The organism is Microbacterium sp. SS28 (assembly GCF_022761035.1).
Taxonomy (GTDB): domain Bacteria; phylum Actinomycetota; class Actinomycetes; order Actinomycetales; family Microbacteriaceae; genus Microbacterium.
Genome location: NZ_JAKWJP010000001.1, coordinates 225,541 through 242,990 on the forward strand (window position 1 = coordinate 225,541; position 17,450 = coordinate 242,990).

The following is a 17,450-nucleotide window of genomic DNA, read 5'->3' on the forward strand; positions in this document are numbered from 1 at the left end:
ACAAGACTGGCCCGAGCAAGAGGTGCGCACGTCGCCCCACGCGGCGTGCTCGAGAATCAATGCAGAACGCGCGCCGGCGCCCGCGTCACGCGCTCAAGCTGAACTCCGTCGCTCATCACGGCGACGCGAGTGACGCGACGGACCTGAGCCTCGCGCATCTTCACGCGCAGCAGGCAGACGAGGCTCGCCGGCCCGACGGCGACAAACTTGAGCGCGTTCCACAGGAACAGAAGCACCAGCAGGTTGAGCCATCCTGCTGCGCCTTGCTCGACGAGTCCCGCGCAGAGCGCGGCTGCGAGGAAGTAGATCACCGCGATGAGCATCGCGGGCACTCCCCACTTCAGGCCGCGGCGCGTGAAGATCGCAGCGAGAAGAATGTTGCTCGGCATGAACCGACGAAGAAAGGTGCGGAGACGGATGCTCAGCATCCAGGTCGCTCCGAACATGCGGCTGCCCTCCATGCGTTCGGCAACAAGAACCTGGAAGGACTGGCCGACGGCCCGTCATACCGCCGCAACGAGCGGCGGCGCATTAGAGGTTGCCTGGTGAAAGCGTAGAACGGGCGGCCGACAATGGAAAGACCACGGACGACTACCGGCTGGGCGCCGCCATCCTGTGAGTACTCCCCCTCGCGCCGGAGGCCTGGTCAGATGCGGCACTGGCCAAACGTCGTGCAGCTTCCATCGCAGTACGGGCGCGCACAGCATCCCGCTCCTGAGCGCTGCTCGTCGGAACGCCGCCGATCGGACGGTGGCCGGTAATCGCGTACCTGTCGCGATACGCGGCAACGACGCGGGCTTGACGAATCCACGCTGCACGGGCGGATCCGTGTGGCTCGACGCCGAGTGCGGCGACCCACGAGTCGCGTCCCGCAAGTGCGCTCTCAGTGAGACGCTGGGCTCGATGCTCCATGAGCGACTTCCGTTCGTCCAGTGCGACACGCATCTCTGTGGTCATCGGCCCGAGAGCCTCGGGGATGAGACCCGCGATCAGTCGCGGCGCCCTGCGCCCGATGTCACGCTGGGCGGCCCCGCGCGCGATGGTCTTCTCGAGGCGAGACAGAATGACTGCCGCGACGTCGCCGGCTCCGTCGAAACCGCGTGACCGCACAACCGCGGGGAAGAGCAGGTCCACATCGTGGTGATCGGCCTCGGCGCGCCGGAGCGCAGCTGTGAGCGGACCGAAGGCTTCCGAGTCGAATACACCCGAGGCTTCGGCGCTCGTCAGCCCCGCCCTCTCGATCAGTGCGACCCAGCGGTCACGCTGTGCCGCAGCTGCGATGGTCTCGTACTCCGCACCCAGCTGCGCGATGGACTCCCAGCGGTCCTGCTCGGCCGCTATCGTCTCGTGGGCAGAGAGCTCTGCGCCGACGAGCTGAACCACACCGTAGAGGACCGTCCGAGCGGTCACATCGATCGGATCGCCGGGGTGCGGTCCCCCGTGCGCAGTTTCCGGCCGGTCGACGGCGACGTAGGCGGTATTCGCCTCGCGCCCACGCGTCATGGCGACGTAGAGGCTTTCGCGCGTCATTCCGGACCGCACGAGGACGTGAGCCGTGTCGGTTGTGATCCCCTGCGCTCGGTGGGCGGTGATCGCGTACCCCAGGTCGACGTGCTCGGCGGCATAGGCAGCGGGCAGTGCCACCGTTGCTCCCCAGGCCCGGCCGGTGCGGCGCACCAGTATCCCCCCGTCGCGGCGCAGCGCGACGACACTCCACCTGTCCCCATTGCGCACCCACGTCCGTCCCGCGCGCAGGGTGCGGTCGTTGCGCCGCGTGAGCACGATGTCACCGACCGCCGCCGCGGTGCCCGCGTGCAGTGTGACCTCGTCCGGTCCGGTGACCTCACCATCGAGGATCCGCTCGGCGCGAGCGCGTACGTTGAGCGCTGCAACGGCGTCGTTGGAATCCGCAACGAGGACGCTCGACTTGCCGCGGCGCACATCGTCGCGCCATTGCGCGTATGCCGCGTCGATCATCGCGTCCGAATCGCCCTCGACAAGTCGGCCGTGCTCCGCGTAGGCATCGATCACGTCGACATCGCCATCGCGCAACTGGACGGATGCCTCCTTCTCCCAGCTGTGGACGAACCGATGGACGTCGACCAGCTCAGGCACGTCATCCCGATCGTGGACCAGTAGAGCGAATGCGCCGCCTGCGTCGACTGCCTGGAGTTGCGCGTGGTCACCAACAAGCAGGACCTTTGCGCCTGCATCCGCCGCCAAGCGCGAAACGCGGTCCAGCGAGAGCGTGCCGGCAAGCGACGCCTCATCGACGATCACCAACTGCCCGGCAGAGAAGGAGTCACCATGGATCAGGTGGTTGGTCCACCACTTGGCGGTGTTCTCGGTCGGGATGCCGAGCTCCTCAGCGAGCACGTGCGCGGCGCCTGCCGAAGGTGCGAGTCCGACGACGGAGCCCCGACCGTAAAACGCTTCCCAGGCGTCGCGCAGTGCGCGCATCGCCGTGGTCTTGCCGGTGCCTGCGGCCCCGACGAGCAGATCGACGGTGCGGCCCGAGCTGACGATGCGGTCGAGCGCCTCCCTCTGGTCGGAGCCGAGCGCAATGCGGTCGCGTCCTGCCGATCGGGTCTGCACGGTCGGCATACGCGGTGCGAGAGTGTCGCGGGAGCGGTCGAGCAGCCGCGCCTCGGCCTCGAGAAGAAGCTCGGCCGTGAAAACGGCGCTGCGGCGCGCGCGGAAAACCGAAGACCCGTCGGCGCGCTGGAACTCGAGCGGAGTTGCCGCGATCTCAGGCGGCGACAGTCGCAGAGACGCACTCTCCGCCGCATCGGCGACGAGCTCGACCACCGCTTCGCGATCGGATGCTGTCGCGAATCGCATCGGCATGGTCTGACGTGCGGCCTCAGCGACGAGGTTCCAGCGGCGCCACGTCGTCCGCTTGTCGGCGACGGTGACCATCACGCTGTTGCCGAGGGTCGCTAGTTGCTGGGGCGAGAGGTCCGTTGCACGCATCAGCGTCGGTCCCGCGCTGTCCGCGACCAGCGCGTGCGCCCACGATGTTGCCTCACGCCCAAGCGCGTTCGACGCACGGTTGCGCCATCCGCCCGTCAACTCGGCCAGCGAGTGCAATTGCTTCTCGGGACGTGTCGAAAGCGTCGCCTGCGCGCGCAACTTCATGATCGTTGCAGCCGTTGGTCGGTGTCCGTGCGACGCGACATAGGCGGCGATGAGGCGATCGGTTTCGCCATCGATCGCGTGCGCTCGCGTGGAGAACTCGTGAACGAGCTCTTCCGGCACGCCGACGATCGCCCACGTCGTGTTGCGGTCACGGCCGAGGTCTCGCGCCTCCCAGTCGATCCCGAGCGAGCGCGTGAGCTCATCGCTGAAGATCGCCTCGTGCAACTCCGACAGTGCAACGACGGCCGCGTGCACGGGCCTGCCATCGAGTGAGCGCCACTTGCCGTCGAGTGCGGTCTGCACTTTGTTGCTCACGACGACGTGGGTGTGCAGGTGAGGATCGCCTGCGCGGCTGTCGAAGTGATCGAAAGCCGTCGCGATCAGTCCGTGCACTCGGACCTGTGCGACTGCCCCGTCGCCTGCCCTTGCACCTGTGCGAGTCATCGCAACCTCGCGGCCGATGTACGCAACGACGTGTGCAACGGCGCGATGGTGCGCACCAGCGATGAGCGCCTGCGTGTCTGCGTTGGCAACTGCCCACAGCACGCTCGCTGACTTCGGGATCGAGAACGTAAAGTCGTAACCGGCTACCGCGCGCTGACGGGGCCCGCCTGCCTGCCCTTCCCTGCCGTACTGCGGGTACGCGCGACCCAGGGGCTCGCCGGTGACCGGGTGCCGTCCCATCCCGATCAGCAGTTGCAGCTGTGCTTCGCTGACTGTGTCTCCCTCGCGGATGCTGGAAGCCAGCGACCCCAGACCGGCACCCATCCATCGGCCCGGCGGGGTGCCCTCCGCGCTGTAGTAGCGCGTGAGCGGAGTGGAAAGCGAGCGGTCTCCGTCGCCGGCGGCGACGGTGCGGAGCAGGTACTTGTAGCCGTCGCCGGCACTCATCACCCGCATCGAGACCGTCACCGCGCCACCTCCGCTCTTCACGGAGGAGGTGCGCTATCGGGGCCGACGCGATATTGATCGCGGGCTTTATCGCGTGCGTGCGGCGATGTAGTCCGACCAATCGCGGGCCGCGAGCATCGCCCATTTGGTGGCGGTCTTGTCGGCGATTCCGATGAGGTCGGCGAGCACAGGGGCGGGGAGCAGGCCGGCGAGGGAGAAAAGAGCGGCGTGGCGAGATCGGGCCGGGTGGATGCCGTGAGCGACGAGCTCTTTGCGGAAGTTCTCTCGTTCCAGGTGCCTGCCAGGATTGCGGCCAGGGAAGAGCCAGCCGTGGCTCGTGCTGGCGATGCTGGGAACCCGGCGGGTGGCGTGCTCCCGGATGAGGGTGTCGAGGATCGGGGGCATCCCCATGGGCGTGGTGTCGAAAGCCACCAACACTTTGCCGTCGTCTGTGACGGTGATCTGGTCGGTGGTCATGGCGCAGACGTCCATCAGGTTCTGCGCGAACAGCAGTGTGAACAGGCCTCCGATTCGGGCGTAGGGGCGGATCGTGTCGTCGTGGAGCAGGATGTCGACCTGTTGCCAGCGTTCCTCGTCAGACACGTCGACGATGGGGAGGCTGCTTGGTGGGGCTGTCAGCCTGAGGGCCCGGTTGGCGCCGGTGCGGCGGAGCCAGCTGATGAATCCGTATTGCCCGGCGCGTCCCCCGGGATGGTCGCTGAAGTAGAGGTCCAGCTGCGGTTGCGTGAGGGTGGCGATCGTGGTGCCGTGCTCGATGGCCCAGTTCGCGAGCCGGATCCCGAGGGTGACCTTGTAACGGGCGGCGTCGGCTTGCCCTTTGCTGATGTGAGCTCCGCCCCCTGATTGTTGTCTCAGCAGGTGCAGGACGTGCCAGCGCGCGTATCTGCTGATGAGTGCGGCGTGTTCGGCGTCTAGCGGTGCGAGCTTGTCGTCCAGCCAGCGCTCGATCCTTTCCAGGGAGGCGTCGTAGGCGGGCAGGATGCCGGTGCCGGCGAGCAGGTCTCGGAGATAGGTGTGGGACCGGTCTGACGGGAACCCGCGGAATGCGTCGTGGCTGATTGGCATCTCCCCGCGCGCCATCAGCCCGAGCAGGCGATTGCCGGTTGCCGGCGGTTTCAGAAGCCAGCTGATCACGCTCTGCGGCCGCTTCGCGCCCGCGAGCTCGTCGTAGAGCGGCTGTAGTCGATCGTGGATGCGACTGGTGGTCGGGTCGGTGAGCAGGGTGGTGAGGCGCTTGGCCAGGACGCAGCCGGCGCATCGCCTGTTGCTGTAGGGCTGGTCTTCGCGGCCGCAACTCGTGCAGGCGAACACGGATTCCTCGCCGGCGCAGGACGCGCAGACCGCCAAGCCGCTGCTCACGGTCGAGTGATATCCGAGCGGGCGGCGCTGCGCGCATTCCGGGCAGATGCCCGGGTGGTAGGCCATCGCGAAGCGGCACTTCGCGCAGATCGGCCCGATCGGCAGCGTCACGGTCACGCGCATCGCGCCGCAGCGAGCACACGCCCGCCGGGGCGCTGGACTCACTCGGTGACGCCGTCGGGCCGGCGAATCCGGGCGCGGACCGGGCGCAGGTCACCGATCTTCGGGCCGCCCTCCCCCGCCGTCCCGGTGCGGGCAGTCGCGGTGGCGACCACCACCGGGGTGATCAGGTCCGTCGGGGTGCATCCCAGTGCGTCGCAGAGCGCGACGAGCACCTCGGTGTTCAACCGCTGCGGGGTCTTCGTGACCAGCCGGTAGACGTGCTCACGGGTGAGGTGGATGCCGCGGTCCTCCAGCAGCGGGACCAGTTCGCTGGTCTGGAACATCCCCCGGTCGGCCATCACCTGTCGCAGGTTCCACTGCACCTGGATCGTCCTCATCGTCACTCCGTCTCGCTCGTCCCATAGACCCTTGCCAGGGCCGCTTGCAGCGCCTTGTTCTTGAAGTCGTTCGATACCGATGTGTAGATCGCGGTGGTCGAGGCGTGCGTGTGCCCGACCTGCTCCGTGACGAACCGCTCCGGATAGCCATGCTCGATCAGGTGCGTCACGTATGAGTGGCGCAGGCAATGCAAGGAGAGATGCTCATCCAGCCCGACCTCAGCGCGCGCTGTCGCGAAGAACTCGTCGACGTGGCGCACGCTCACCCGGGTGCGCCGCTCGGTGAGCCAGAGCGCCGGGTGCCCGCCGGCCTCGTAGAGCGGCAGCGCCTGCGCGACCCACTGCTGCAACCCGGCCACCGCCCAGTCGAACTCGGGCACCGCGAGAACCGTGCGCCGGCGCGGCAGCGATCCGCGCATCGCTTTCCCGAACCGGACGTGCACCGAGCCGTAGCTGCCCCAGATCCGCACGTGCGGATTGGGCCGCAAGTCCGCAACGTCCAGCCGCACCAGCTCGTTGCGGCGCAACCCGAACGCGTACGTGGTCTTGATCATGGTTGCATCGCGCAACGCCGCCAATGCACCCTTCCGACCGGAACGGGCGATCGTCTCCACGCGGTCGTCGAGCCAGTCGAACAGCGCCTCGAGTTCCCGATAGGTCAACGGGCGCCGCTGCGGCCGGCCCTCGTACTCGTTCAGATGCGCGACGGTGTTCCACTCGTTGCAGATCTGCGCAGGGACCGTCCCGAACCGGTCATGACATTGCGTCGGCCACTCATAGCGGGAGTCCGTGAGGTAGTCGAAAAACATCCGCAACGTCAAGTGATAGCCGCGCACCGTCGACACCGCGAACCGCGTCGGACCCGAAGTCAACGACACCGTGAAATCCTCCAGATCCGCAGGCGTCCACTCCCACGGATACGACTCCGTGAACTCCTGGAACCGGCGGATCAATCGCTCCCGATCCGCGATCGTGCCGCTCCCTAATTGACGCGACCTCTGCTGTCGCCCCCAGCCGCCGACCATCGCCTCGAACACCGCGGCGGGCTCGTTCAGGTGCACCACGCCGGGCACCAGCATCAACGGCGCCGCCCCTGGAAACTCCCCCGCCATGCGCCCTCATCCGTTGCATAGAACATCACGATGTAACTTCTAACGCAACAATAGGATCGGCAGCCAGGTAACTCAAGGCATCGACGGGATCCGTTCCCACAACGTCGTGCCCTTCACCCCCATCAGATGTGACATCTGCTGCGATAAAGCCGGTTTGCCCTCGATCTGCAAGAGGCGTGACAGCTGTTGAGCAGGGACTTCATGGTCAGGAATGGCGCCTGGAGGTCGACGAGCTCTCTCGGATGGGCCAGACAAGGAGCGGGCCTTTACCTGCGTCAGGCGGCGCGTTCGACTGGATAAACTCGCGCGCATGGGGAACGACGCGTGATCCCGGCCTTCGAAGACGGGGACTGGTGCCTCCCGGACGGCATTCACATCACTACGCTCGACGAGATCGAAGAACGCTTCGTCACCGGCGCGCCATTCAGCGATCAGCGACGCATCGTCTTCGACGCGTTCAAGGTCTGGTACTCGATCGTCTCGCCCCATCTTGGGGGCGCGCGGTTCTGGATCGACGGCGGCTTCGTCACGCACAAGCCATGGGCGGCACCGTCCGACGTCGACGTTACAGTCATGGCGAAGACGAGCGACGTGAACGCGCTGCCCGCCGACGTGCAGGACCGCATCATGAATCTGCTGACCGAGAGGACAGCGACCGGCAAGGTGCAACCGATGTCGGGCATGGTCGACGCGTTCCTGTTTGCGCGGGGCGACGTAGACAGCACTGTGGGATGGATCAACGATTGGAAGACGGTACTCGACGAGAACCGGGTGCCGGTTCCGAACAAGGTCAAGGGGTTCTTGGAGGTGCGACCGTGACCCTGAACGCAGCGGAGATCGCCTCCTTCCGTGACGCTTGGTACGAGGCCGAAGGCGACGACTTCGCGAGCCGCGCGACCCGCCGCTCCCTGCAAGCGTTCGCATTTGAGCACGACGAGTTGACGCCTCTGCTCTTCGAACTCACGAACCGTGCGCAGTCCGAACTCGATCTGCATCTCGACGGCGAGACGGTGCATCACCACGAAGCGAATGCAGAGTCGTTCGCCCAGTTGGTTCGCGGTATCGCTGATGCGACGAAGGAAGTTGCGAAGCACATGCTCGGGCGTCAGCGACGCTCCTCAACGCTGCGTATCCTCGCCCCCAGCCCCGGTTCGGTTCGCGTCGTCTTGAAGGCTGCGACGCCGGAAGAGGCGACCGGGCGCACCGCGCAGAACACGCGCACACCGTCAGTCGACTCGACGTCGCTCGACGCGATTGCCGTGCTGCTATCGCGGGCGCAGCAGGAGGGCGCGAAGGTGACCGATGACGTTCTGTCGGGCCTCGCTGCCGATCTGCCGCAGAAAGCACACGCTGGGCTGAAGCGTGCAGCCAAGGCGATCGACGCGCAGGACTGGGACATCGTGGGCGAGTTGAGATCGGTGCACGGCTTCCAGCCCGTGCATGTCGGCGCGCTGGGGGCCAAGGCACTTTTGCGCGTGCTCGACGAGCATCAGGAGAGCAGCACGTCGACGACGCTCTCGGGAGCGATCGACGGCACGCGGCGCTCGATCGGTGCACTGTGGTTCACCCCTGACGGCAGGGCTGCGATCGAAGCAGCGGTGCCCAGCCCGGAACTCATGGAGCAGGCGGTGCAGCACGATGCAGCGAATCAGCGAGTGCGAGCCGAGTTCGACGTGGTGACGATCGTCGGCAAGGGAGCGAACGCGCGTCGTCGCCAGGTGTACACGCTACGTTCAATCGAGCCACTGCCCGACGCCCCGACGCTGATCTAGCGCGACCACTCGCAACCTCGGCAGCGAGTGCGCGCGCCGCGGTCAAGGGTCGAGGGTCAACGCGTGGCGGGCGGGAGGTGGACAGCGCCGCACGGCTGGGAACAGTCGTACGTCGCGGTGTCGCGCCACGTCGCATCCTCCACGCGAGGCGTTCAGCTCATCTCGCTCTCAGCCAACTGGTGACCAGACTCTCCCACCGCGCGGGATCGGAATTCCACGTCATCGTGTGGCCAGCATCGAATTCCTCGAGCTCAACGATGTCTCCGCGGAGCCCTGCGAGTACCCGCGAAGGGCCGATCGGTGCCGAGTCGTCCCGTGTACCGTGAAGGATCAATGTCGGTGTCTCGAGTTCGTGCGCGCGAGTGTTCCAGTTGAGCGAACGCAACGAGATGGGTCTGGGGAGCCCGACCTGCCGGGCGAGCGGACCGAACGCGAGCCACGGCACTGCAAGCAATCCGAAAGCGGCGGGGATGCCGGCCCGAGCACAGTTCGCCTTGATTGTTTCGATCCAGTCGAGGACCGGAGACTCAAGGACGAGTGCGCTGATACGCGGCGAGTAGCGGGGGTCAGCGGCGAGCTGCAGCGCAATCGCCGCGCCCATCGACCATCCGAAGAGCACAATGCGTTGCGCGCCATTAGCGATGGCGAATTGCACGGCTGCGGCGACGTCGTCGACCTCGGTGGCTCCGAGGGTGGAGCGTCCCGTACCTGCCCAGGGTCCGTCGCCGTCATTCCGAAAGGTCACCACGAGTGAGGTGTAGCCGAGCGCAGCGGCGACTTGTGCTCCGCGCAACGGCCCGGAACGTGGACTGCCGAGTCCGTGGATGTGAATTGCCCAGGTCTCCGGATCGTCGCCCTTGATCAGCCAGGCAGGGGCGGTGCCTGCGGGAGTCGGAAACTGCACGTCTGCGGCGTCGAGACCAGCCTCAGCTGGCGTCGTGAAGTAGATGCCGCTCCACGAGACTCGATCACCGATCGCCGGTAGGAGACCGGCGGAGAGCTTCGTCGCTCGACGCGCAACCAGGCTGGGCCCTCGCTGCTCGACATCCTCAGAGAGTTGCGCCCATCCGCCTCCTTCGAACAGGAGGGTGTACGAGCCGCGGGCGATCGTCTGCCGCGTCTGGTCGAGCACGACCACGACTGCGCCTTCATCCCTCTCGACATCCCGGATCGAAAGATTGAAGGTTCGGGGCGCGGGTGGAGCCGTCAGCCGACGGGCTATGACCGCGCCGACGCCGAGCGCCGAGGCTGCGGCAGCACTGAGCATCCATCCCAGCGTTCTCGGTGTGCGCACTCCCATGCCCGTTCTGTTGTCGGCGACGAACCAGGCTCATCGCATATCTGAGCCAAGCAGATGGGCCTCAGCTCGTTCCAGCAGGTGACGGTCTTCGTTGGTCGGATCGAACTCGACGCGTGGGTCGATCATCGCGTCTCGAATCTCCACCACCTCGCGATGGAGCACTGTCTCGGGATCCTCAAGTCGAATGGCAGTGGCGTCGCGCTGGCTGAGTCCGGGTCGGACTCGAGTCGCGGCATCCCACAGCGGCGTGAGCTGCTCGACAAAGCTCTGCGTTCGCGTCAGCCTCCTTCGCTCGCCGATGTAGCGAAGGGCGGGCTGACCCGCGAGGCCGATACAGAGGAAGACGAAGGTGAGGAGGAAGAGCGGACCGTACAGGCTGCCTGCTGCAACCATCAGCTGCAGATTTCCGGTGAGATGCGCGATGTCCATGACGATCACAACCACGCTGAGCGAGACGCCGAGCACGGCGCCAATGATGAGCGATCCGGCCGGAATTCGCTGCACACCAGTGCGGAGCCGGAATTGACGGATCGCGACCGTCGCCATGGCCGCGACCACGACGCCGTAGTAGGTGAATTGAATGATGGAGTAGGCCGCCGCTGCCGGTTGTTCCCCGAGGTCCAGCATGAAGTTCGTCGTCGTAGAGCCCGTGTCGATCAGGAGGAAGGCGGTCACCAGGCCGGCGAGTGCAACGACAAGCGTGGCCGGTCCGAGGGCGATACGAACAGGTAGCGGACGGTACTCGGCCGCCTTCGTGATGCCACGACCGAGGAAGAAGACGCCGATCATCAGTGCGGCGTCAGCGATCAACGTCCCGAGGTTCGAGCCGCCCAGAAGCGCATCCACAGGCGCATACACTGCATCGACGCTGAGCGTCATGGCGATCGCGATCGTGATCGCAGCGTACGTGATGCTGCGCTCCGCCCTTCGGCGGCGCAGGATCAGCAGACTGATGACGAGTACCCACATCAGCGACGCGATGACGGCCTGAATCATCCGAAGATCTCCAGGTAGCGAGACTCTGCAAACGCCGAACCTCTGATCGCGGCGGCCAGATGGTCGGCGAGCGACTCCGCTGCGACTTCACTGTCGCAGTCCAGGTCCTGCCGGGCGAGGAGGCGGCGACGCGTGTGCGGCGGGATGTCGGGAAGCAGGAAGTCGTCGACCGAGCAATCGTCGTCGTCGCCGTGGCCGAGGATCATGTGCGCGAACTCGTGCAGCACGAACTGCTGCCGGTGAAGGATCGAGTCGCTATGTGCGTGGAGGACGAGATCCTCCGAATCCGTGATCAGCCACAGGGCGCAGATCCCGTCGTGTTCACCGAGGTCGGCGAGCTCGACGATTCGAAGTGTTCGCTGCCGGCGCTTCTGGAGGACGCTGACCAGTTCGTCGAAAGTGAAAGCGCTCCCGAGCGCGAGGTCTTCGACGGCCGTCGACACGGTCTGTTCGATGTTCACGTGTCTCACTCCCTTCCGGGAGCGTGCGCACGGGTGGTCGGCGAGGACCGGCGTGGGCACTGCTCAGGTTTGTGTCATTTCCTCATCCAGGAACTTGCTGATCGCTTGAAGTGCCTTCGGCGAGACGTCCCCCAGCGTTCGCGCGGCGTACGACTTGACCCGTGCCGCGCGCATCGAGCGGATCAGGTCCAATTGGGCATTCACCTTCTCGGGTGTTGGCGCGCCCTCCTCGCCGAGGAGGAATGGCGCGTCCACGTCGAAGAATGCGGCCAGCCCGTCGACGATGACGGGATCTCTGACGTACCGGTGGCCGTTGACCATATACGTCCATCGCGACCGCGACAGGCTTGCCCCTCGAGCTTCGAGGAATGCAGCGATCTGCGCGTAGGTCGGCTCCGCACCTGACTCGGCGATGGACACATCGAGCAAGAGCCTGAGGCGCTTCGCCAGATCCTCGGCGGCCGCCTTGTTGTCGTCTTCCGTCATTCCACTGGACCACCCTTCGCCCTCGGGTAAGGCAAGGCATCGTCGCTGATATCCGCATGGCATCCATCGATTTGGGCATGCTCAAGCTATCCGTTGCGCATGCTCAAAGCAAGGGTTGCGCATGCTCAAACTTGGTGCTAGACCAGAGTCAGTTCATGTTGAGCATGCTCAATGGAGGTGACGACAAGACAGAATCAAGGCACGACTCGACGGCAGGTTGACGCCCGTCGAGCTTCGCCCACCGCTCGGAGCGAAGACCTCCGAGCGCCTCGAGCTTGCACTCTCGCATTCAGATGACCCCGCGCACGCGGTGCGGTCTCGCGAAGTGCCTCATCTGCTCCCGATGGAGCACCTCAGTGTCATGGACGCGCACAGAAGCAGCGCGCCGCCACTCAGGAGAGGTGATCGTCGTGTCCGACCAGATGACAAGGCCCGACTCGGAATCGAAGTTGAACGAGCTGCACGATCGACTCGTCCGTTCTGTGGAGGCGTTGATCGAGAGCGACGATTGGAAGCGAGCGCTTGAGTTCGCAGCCCACTTCCGCTCGCGCTCCTTCAACAACACACTCCTCATCTGGGCTCAGCACACCGCGGCGTTCGAGGCCGGCACAGTCGCCGAACCGATGCCGACCTACGTCGCCGGCTTCAGGCAATGGGAGAAGTTGGGCCGTAGCGTTGTGGCCGGTCAGCACGGCTACATGATCTTCGCGCCCCGCACGGCGCGGTTCGCGACCACCACTCCCCTGGATGCCTCGTCGTGGCGCCGCCTCGCACCGCGGGAGCGTCCGCGGGCAGGCGAAGCCGTGCGCGCGGGCATCACTGGCGCCCGGACGGCGTATGTATGGGACATCGCGCAGACGACCGGCGCGGCCATCGCCGTGCTCCCGCATCCCCAACTTCTACGCGGCGACGCGCCACCCGGGCTTTGGGATGGGCTTGCCACGCTGATCGATGCAGAGGACTTCAGCCTGTCGTTGGTGGCCGATGCGACATCCATCGATGGTGCGAACGGGCGGACCGACTTCTCGAGGCGGAACGTGACGATTCGCGAGGACATGGATGCCGCTGCGCGCACGAAGACGCTGGCTCACGAACTCGCCCACATCCGGCTGCACGGGCCGGACCACGAAGCGCTCGCGCACCGCGGCATCGGGGAGGTCGAGGCCGAGTCCATAGCACTGATGGTCGCCTCGGCTCATGGCATGGACACGAGGGACTACACAATCCCCTATGTCGCCGGATGGGCAACTGCCGTTCCGGATTCGGATGCCGTTGCGGTGGTGCAGCAAACGGGTGAGCGTGTTCGGCGCACTGCCGTCGCGATCCTCGACGCGCTCCCCACAGACCAGGTCGGCGCAGGAGACCCGCCCGGCCTGGATCGTCCCGCGGCTGCGCGAGAACCGCTGCGAAAGCCGACTTCGTCCACGCCGCCGCGGATCGCCGAGCCCATCCCGGCGCGGAGCATTTCATGAGCATCGCCGATGTCCTGCTGCGAGTCGGCCGCCTGGACACGAGCGAAGCCGCACTCCAGTTCGCGGCGGCGGGGGTTCCGGTCTTCCCGTGCGAACCTCAAGGGAAACGGCCGTTGACGGGCGCTGGGTTCCTCGACGCCACACGCGACCTCGAACAGGTCAGCGCATGGTGGCGTCGCTCGCCGCACGCCAACATCGGGATGCCAACGGGTCGCACGTCCGGCATCGACGTCGTCGATGTGGATGTCAAAGCCGATGGAACGGGGTTCCCCATGCTCCACCTCGCCGTGGATCAGGGCCTCCTCGACGGCGAACTCGCACGTGTTCGAACGCCGTCGGGCGGTCTTCATATCTACTTTCCGGCGGCGGGTCCTCAGCGATGCTGGCAGGCAGCCCGCTCGCACATCGATTTTCGCGGCGAGGGCGGATACGTCGTCGTCCCTCCCTCCTCGGCCCTCACGTCTGGCGGCACGAAGTCATACAGTCCCTTCTCGTTGTCTTCTTCGGAGGCGAGGTCCATCGATGCTGCCGCTCTCCGCGACTTCCTGGACCCGCGACCCATCCGAGACGCGCGCGCGCAGACAGATTCGATGAACGGCGAAGTGCTTTCGCGTTGGGTGTCCCGTCTGCGTGAGGGCGAGCGCAACCACGGTCTGTTCTGGGCGGCCTGCCGGCTGAGCGAGGCCGGCGTAATCGCGGACGCGATCGTGGAGGTTCTCGGGCCGGCCGCCGCCCGCATCGGGCTGGAAGCGAATGAGATAGAGCGCACGATCTACTCCGCTTGCCGGCATACGCACGCAGGCCGGGCGACCACGGGTGGGACCACGGTCAACGGCGCCCCACCCGGGCGACAGCTGTCGAGTGCGACACGGAGCCTCCCGTGAACTCGGCGAGAGGCGGCATCCGGTTGGCAATGCTGACCGCTGTCGTCGGCACCGTCTTCATCGCGGCGGGAGCCTTCTGGCTGTCATTCACGTCGCTCGCAGACCTCGCACGCCGCTCGGGTCTGGGCGCCGACCAGGCGTGGGCGTGGCCTCTCATCGTTGACGGAATCATCGTCGTCGCGACGGTCGCGGTCGTCGTCCTCGCGGGGACACGAGCGGCGTGGTACCCCTGGATGCTGCTCTTCGCAGGCGCGCTCATCTCGGTCACCGGCAATGCGCTCCACGCTGTCGTGACGGCAACGTCCGATGGGCCGCTCGTCCTGGCTGCGGCCGTCGCGGCCGTCCCACCCCTTGTGCTTCTCGCCATCACCCATCTCACCTCGGTCCTGACTCGTCACGCCTCCAGATCGCCTTCGGCCGAGCAGATGCTCGAACCCGAGCTGCGATTGACGGTCGTCACCGACGCAGACCGCCCCCTACCCCTCATCGACGGACCGCCGAGCGCTGTCGGCAAGGCAGGGCCAGACGACGCGGCAGAACTCCGCGCCTCCGGATGGTCGAACCGTGCGATCGCTCAGCGCCTCGGGGTTCATCCGTCGACCGTCGGCAGATGGCTGCAGGACCGCGTGGCCGGACATCAGCACGAACTGACAGAGAGGAGTTGAGCGATGTACGAGACACCACAGAGCCGGGAGGAGGGGGCTCTCAGGCCCATGACGGAGGGCGAGGCCCCCGAGTTGGTAGATGAGGGCCACGCCGCGCACCGCGCGCACGTCCAGCGCGCCGCCTCCGAGCGCGTGCTCCGAGCGAACCTCGCTCCCGAGCATGGCGTGACGTGGGTCCGCGTCTCAGACCTCATCAGCTCGGGAACCGGGCGTATTGCGGGACGCGGGATCGACTTCGAGGCCGAGCTCGCTCGCCGCCTGCGGCATCCCGTCGACGCGACCCGCCAAGCCATCAGGGATCGCCGCTCCGCGTTGCCTCCGCTCGATGTATTCGGGCGGAGCCGAGCGCGGGCCAGTCACGACGCGCTCGGACGGAGTTGATCGGAGGTGCCTGCGAACCCGAGAATCGCGTCCGCCGCCACGGCCGAGGACGACCCGCGCACCTACCAACCAGGAGGTGTCACGATGTCCGAAGCGAGCCGCGCCAGAGGGATCACGTTCAAAGACTCGGAAGGTCTTCGCGATCTGCTCGACCGCATGAGCACTACCGAGTCCGCGGCATGGCAATCGGATCGGGAGGTCGCCGACCTGATGAGCTACGCGGCAAAGCGGTTCGCGGCACTCGCACGCAAGCACGGAATGGATCCGTGGGAGGCCGCGACGGCAACGTTCGAAGCGATGCGGGCAGCCTCGGTCCGCCGCGCCGACGACCCATGGGCGATCGTGACCCGCGCCGTGCAGGTCACATGCATCGCTGAGGAGCGAGCGCGCGGTCTCCTCTGTTCGGTCCATCAAGCGCGGAGGCCTCGCTACTCCGTCTTCCACGACGCCGAGCGATTCAGCGACCGCGAGAACGCACTGGTCGACTATCACCCCGCGTTCCGCGTCCAACCCCCGGACCCCGAAGCATCGGAACAATCCGCAGCCGTCGAATCCGCGGTGGAGGACTCGATCGCCCTGTTCGCACTAGTCGGTTGGCCGGCCGACACCGCTCGGTCAGGAGTCGAGTACGTGTGCTCCCGGCTTGCCGACGCGCCCTCCCGACCAGCCGCCTTCGAACAGCTTCGCCGCGATCACGCCGCTCGAGCCCTCCTCGACCTCCCCCAGACAGCGTGGCGGGCGATGCTCAGTGTCCTGCTGGGATGCCCCGACCCCGCCCAGGAGCACACGGCCGCGGGACGCGGCATCCTCCTCCGACTCCTCGTCGGCGAGTCGCTCGAGTCGTTGCTCCACGACGATCGTCTCCTAAGAGCCCTCCTTGAGAACGTGCCCTTCCAACGACCATGAAGCAGCAAGGCCACATCGAGCTCGAGCGGTCCGTCGACTCCATCCGCGTCGGATCCAGGCACCGCGCTGACCTTGGCGACATCGACGCGCTGGCTGCATCGATTGAGCACCAAGGCTTGCTGCAGCCCATCACGGTCACGCCCGAAGGCGTCCTCGTCTGCGGTGCGCGTCGACTCGCCGCGCTGCGGCAACTCGGGGTCCGGAAGGTCAGCGTGTGGGTGCGTGCCGGCATCTCAGACCGTCTCACGCAAGTGCTCGCCGAGCAGGACGAGAACGCGCTGCACAAGCCGCTCTCACCTACCGAGGCCGCCACGCTGTATCGCGAGTGCAAGACGCTTCTCGCGGAGGATGCTGCGCGCCGACAGCTCGCATCGCGCTTCGGTGCCGTAGCCACCGGGGGCGGCTCGGACGGCGCCGTTACAGTAACGGCACCGTCGAAGCGGAACGACGGAGACACCCGAACCCAGGCCGCGCTTCTCGTCACTGGGCGGCGGTCGTTTACGACACTCGAGCGCATCGGCCGACTGCAGGACATCGCCGCGGATGAGTCACTTTCGGCTGAAGTCCGCCACCATGCACGGGCCGAACTCGACGCGGTGGAAAAGGGTGCCCCGGTTCTCCCCGCCTTCCGCAGGGTGAGCGGCGACCAAGTGCTGACGGAACTCGACGCAGTTGCCGAGTCGGTCAACAAGTCTGCGGAGGATCGGAGCGCCGCCGTCGAGGCCGCGGCGAGGATCCGAGCAGGCGAGGAGCCGTCCTGGGGTGAGGACCCGAAGCAGGTCGCCGTCAGGGCTCTGGCCCGATCCAAGGCGGCGAATCCTTCGACGACTCCGCCTCAGAGGATGTCATCCGCTGAGCTCAAGCGCTTCGTTTACACATGGGACGACCTCGCGAACTGGTGGGAGCGGTTCGATCCGTCGGTCATCGCGAGCGGGCTCACGCAAGACGAGTGGAGCCGCTTCGAGGCAACACTCGAGGGCAGTCTGAGTTTCGCCGATCGAGTCCGCGAGCTGCGCGGCGACAGCTCGGCGACCTCGCAACGCGCCAGCTGAATCCGGCGCTGAGGCAGCCAGCGCGCACCTCTCCGTCGACTCCTCCGAACTCGA

At 66.5% G+C, this 17,450-nt stretch carries 16 protein-coding genes; 7 read left to right on the plus strand and 9 right to left on the minus strand.

Features of this window, described 5'->3' with window-relative positions; all coding sequences use genetic code 11:
- Positions 1-56 precede the first annotated feature (56 nt).
- The 5 genes from MJ607_RS00990 to MJ607_RS01010 form a co-directional block, all read right to left on the minus strand.
- Positions 57-428, minus strand: a complete 372-nt coding sequence (locus tag MJ607_RS00990) for a sulfate permease (protein WP_308193782.1) — start codon at positions 426-428, stop codon at positions 57-59.
- 163 nt (positions 429-591) lie between these two features.
- Positions 592-4,029 (minus strand): MobF family relaxase, encoded by a 3,438-nt coding sequence (gene mobF / locus MJ607_RS00995; RefSeq protein ID WP_243074496.1) that lies wholly within the window; start codon positions 4,027-4,029, stop codon positions 592-594.
- 87 nt (positions 4,030-4,116) lie between these two features.
- Positions 4,117-5,526: a hypothetical protein gene (locus tag MJ607_RS01000; RefSeq protein WP_243073681.1), complete on the minus strand. Its 1,410-nt coding sequence runs from the start codon at positions 5,524-5,526 to the stop codon at positions 4,117-4,119.
- A gap of 44 nt (positions 5,527-5,570) precedes the next feature.
- The gene (locus MJ607_RS01005; RefSeq protein ID WP_243073682.1) at positions 5,571-5,909 is read right to left on the minus strand and encodes a helix-turn-helix transcriptional regulator; all 339 of its coding nucleotides are present in this window, start codon (positions 5,907-5,909) and stop codon (positions 5,571-5,573) included.
- Positions 5,910-5,911: 2 nt separating this feature from the next.
- On the minus strand, positions 5,912-7,021 hold the full coding sequence (locus MJ607_RS01010; protein WP_243073683.1) for a tyrosine-type recombinase/integrase: 1,110 nt from the start codon (positions 7,019-7,021) through the stop codon (positions 5,912-5,914).
- A gap of 324 nt (positions 7,022-7,345) precedes the next feature.
- On the opposite strand from MJ607_RS01010, the gene MJ607_RS01015 reads away from it, so the two are divergent.
- Both MJ607_RS01015 and MJ607_RS01020 read left to right on the plus strand, forming a co-directional pair.
- Entirely contained in the window at positions 7,346-7,840 is a 495-nt protein-coding gene (locus MJ607_RS01015; protein WP_243073684.1) for a hypothetical protein, read from the plus strand.
- A complete protein-coding gene (locus tag MJ607_RS01020; protein ID WP_243073685.1) occupies positions 7,837-8,793 on the plus strand; it encodes a hypothetical protein in 957 nt (318 codons plus the stop codon). The genes MJ607_RS01015 and MJ607_RS01020 overlap by 4 nt, the downstream gene beginning before the upstream one ends.
- A gap of 157 nt (positions 8,794-8,950) precedes the next feature.
- Here MJ607_RS01020 and MJ607_RS01025 read toward each other — a convergent pair whose 3' ends face one another.
- From MJ607_RS01025 to MJ607_RS01040, 4 genes are all read right to left on the minus strand, one after another.
- Positions 8,951-10,060, minus strand: a complete 1,110-nt coding sequence (locus tag MJ607_RS01025) for a S9 family peptidase (RefSeq protein WP_243073686.1) — start codon at positions 10,058-10,060, stop codon at positions 8,951-8,953.
- A 63-nt stretch (positions 10,061-10,123) separates the two neighbouring features.
- Positions 10,124-11,089 (minus strand): MAB_1171c family putative transporter, encoded by a 966-nt coding sequence (locus tag MJ607_RS01030; RefSeq protein WP_243073687.1) that lies wholly within the window; start codon positions 11,087-11,089, stop codon positions 10,124-10,126.
- A complete protein-coding gene (locus MJ607_RS01035) occupies positions 11,086-11,550 on the minus strand; it encodes a hypothetical protein (RefSeq protein ID WP_243073688.1) in 465 nt (154 codons plus the stop codon). Before MJ607_RS01035 ends, MJ607_RS01030 begins: the two co-directional genes overlap by 4 nt.
- Positions 11,551-11,613: 63 nt before the next feature.
- Positions 11,614-12,036: a hypothetical protein gene (locus MJ607_RS01040; protein ID WP_243073689.1), complete on the minus strand. Its 423-nt coding sequence runs from the start codon at positions 12,034-12,036 to the stop codon at positions 11,614-11,616.
- A 401-nt stretch (positions 12,037-12,437) separates the two neighbouring features.
- Here MJ607_RS01040 and MJ607_RS01045 point away from each other — a divergent pair, with 401 nt between their 5' ends.
- From MJ607_RS01045 to MJ607_RS01065, 5 genes are all read left to right on the plus strand, one after another.
- On the plus strand, positions 12,438-13,508 hold the full coding sequence (locus MJ607_RS01045) for an ArdC-like ssDNA-binding domain-containing protein (RefSeq protein ID WP_243073690.1): 1,071 nt from the start codon (positions 12,438-12,440) through the stop codon (positions 13,506-13,508).
- Complete coding sequence (locus tag MJ607_RS01050; RefSeq protein WP_243073691.1) at positions 13,505-14,392, plus strand: bifunctional DNA primase/polymerase; 888 nt, start codon at positions 13,505-13,507, stop codon at positions 14,390-14,392. The genes MJ607_RS01045 and MJ607_RS01050 overlap by 4 nt, the downstream gene beginning before the upstream one ends.
- A 29-nt stretch (positions 14,393-14,421) precedes the next feature.
- Positions 14,422-15,057: a DUF2637 domain-containing protein gene (locus MJ607_RS01055; protein WP_243074497.1), complete on the plus strand. Its 636-nt coding sequence runs from the start codon at positions 14,422-14,424 to the stop codon at positions 15,055-15,057.
- Between the two features lie 465 nt (positions 15,058-15,522).
- Entirely contained in the window at positions 15,523-16,344 is an 822-nt protein-coding gene (locus tag MJ607_RS01060; RefSeq protein WP_243073692.1) for a hypothetical protein, read from the plus strand.
- Positions 16,341-17,396 (plus strand): ParB N-terminal domain-containing protein, encoded by a 1,056-nt coding sequence (locus tag MJ607_RS01065; protein WP_243073693.1) that lies wholly within the window; start codon positions 16,341-16,343, stop codon positions 17,394-17,396. Before MJ607_RS01060 ends, MJ607_RS01065 begins: the two co-directional genes overlap by 4 nt.
- Positions 17,397-17,450: the final 54 nt, after the last annotated feature.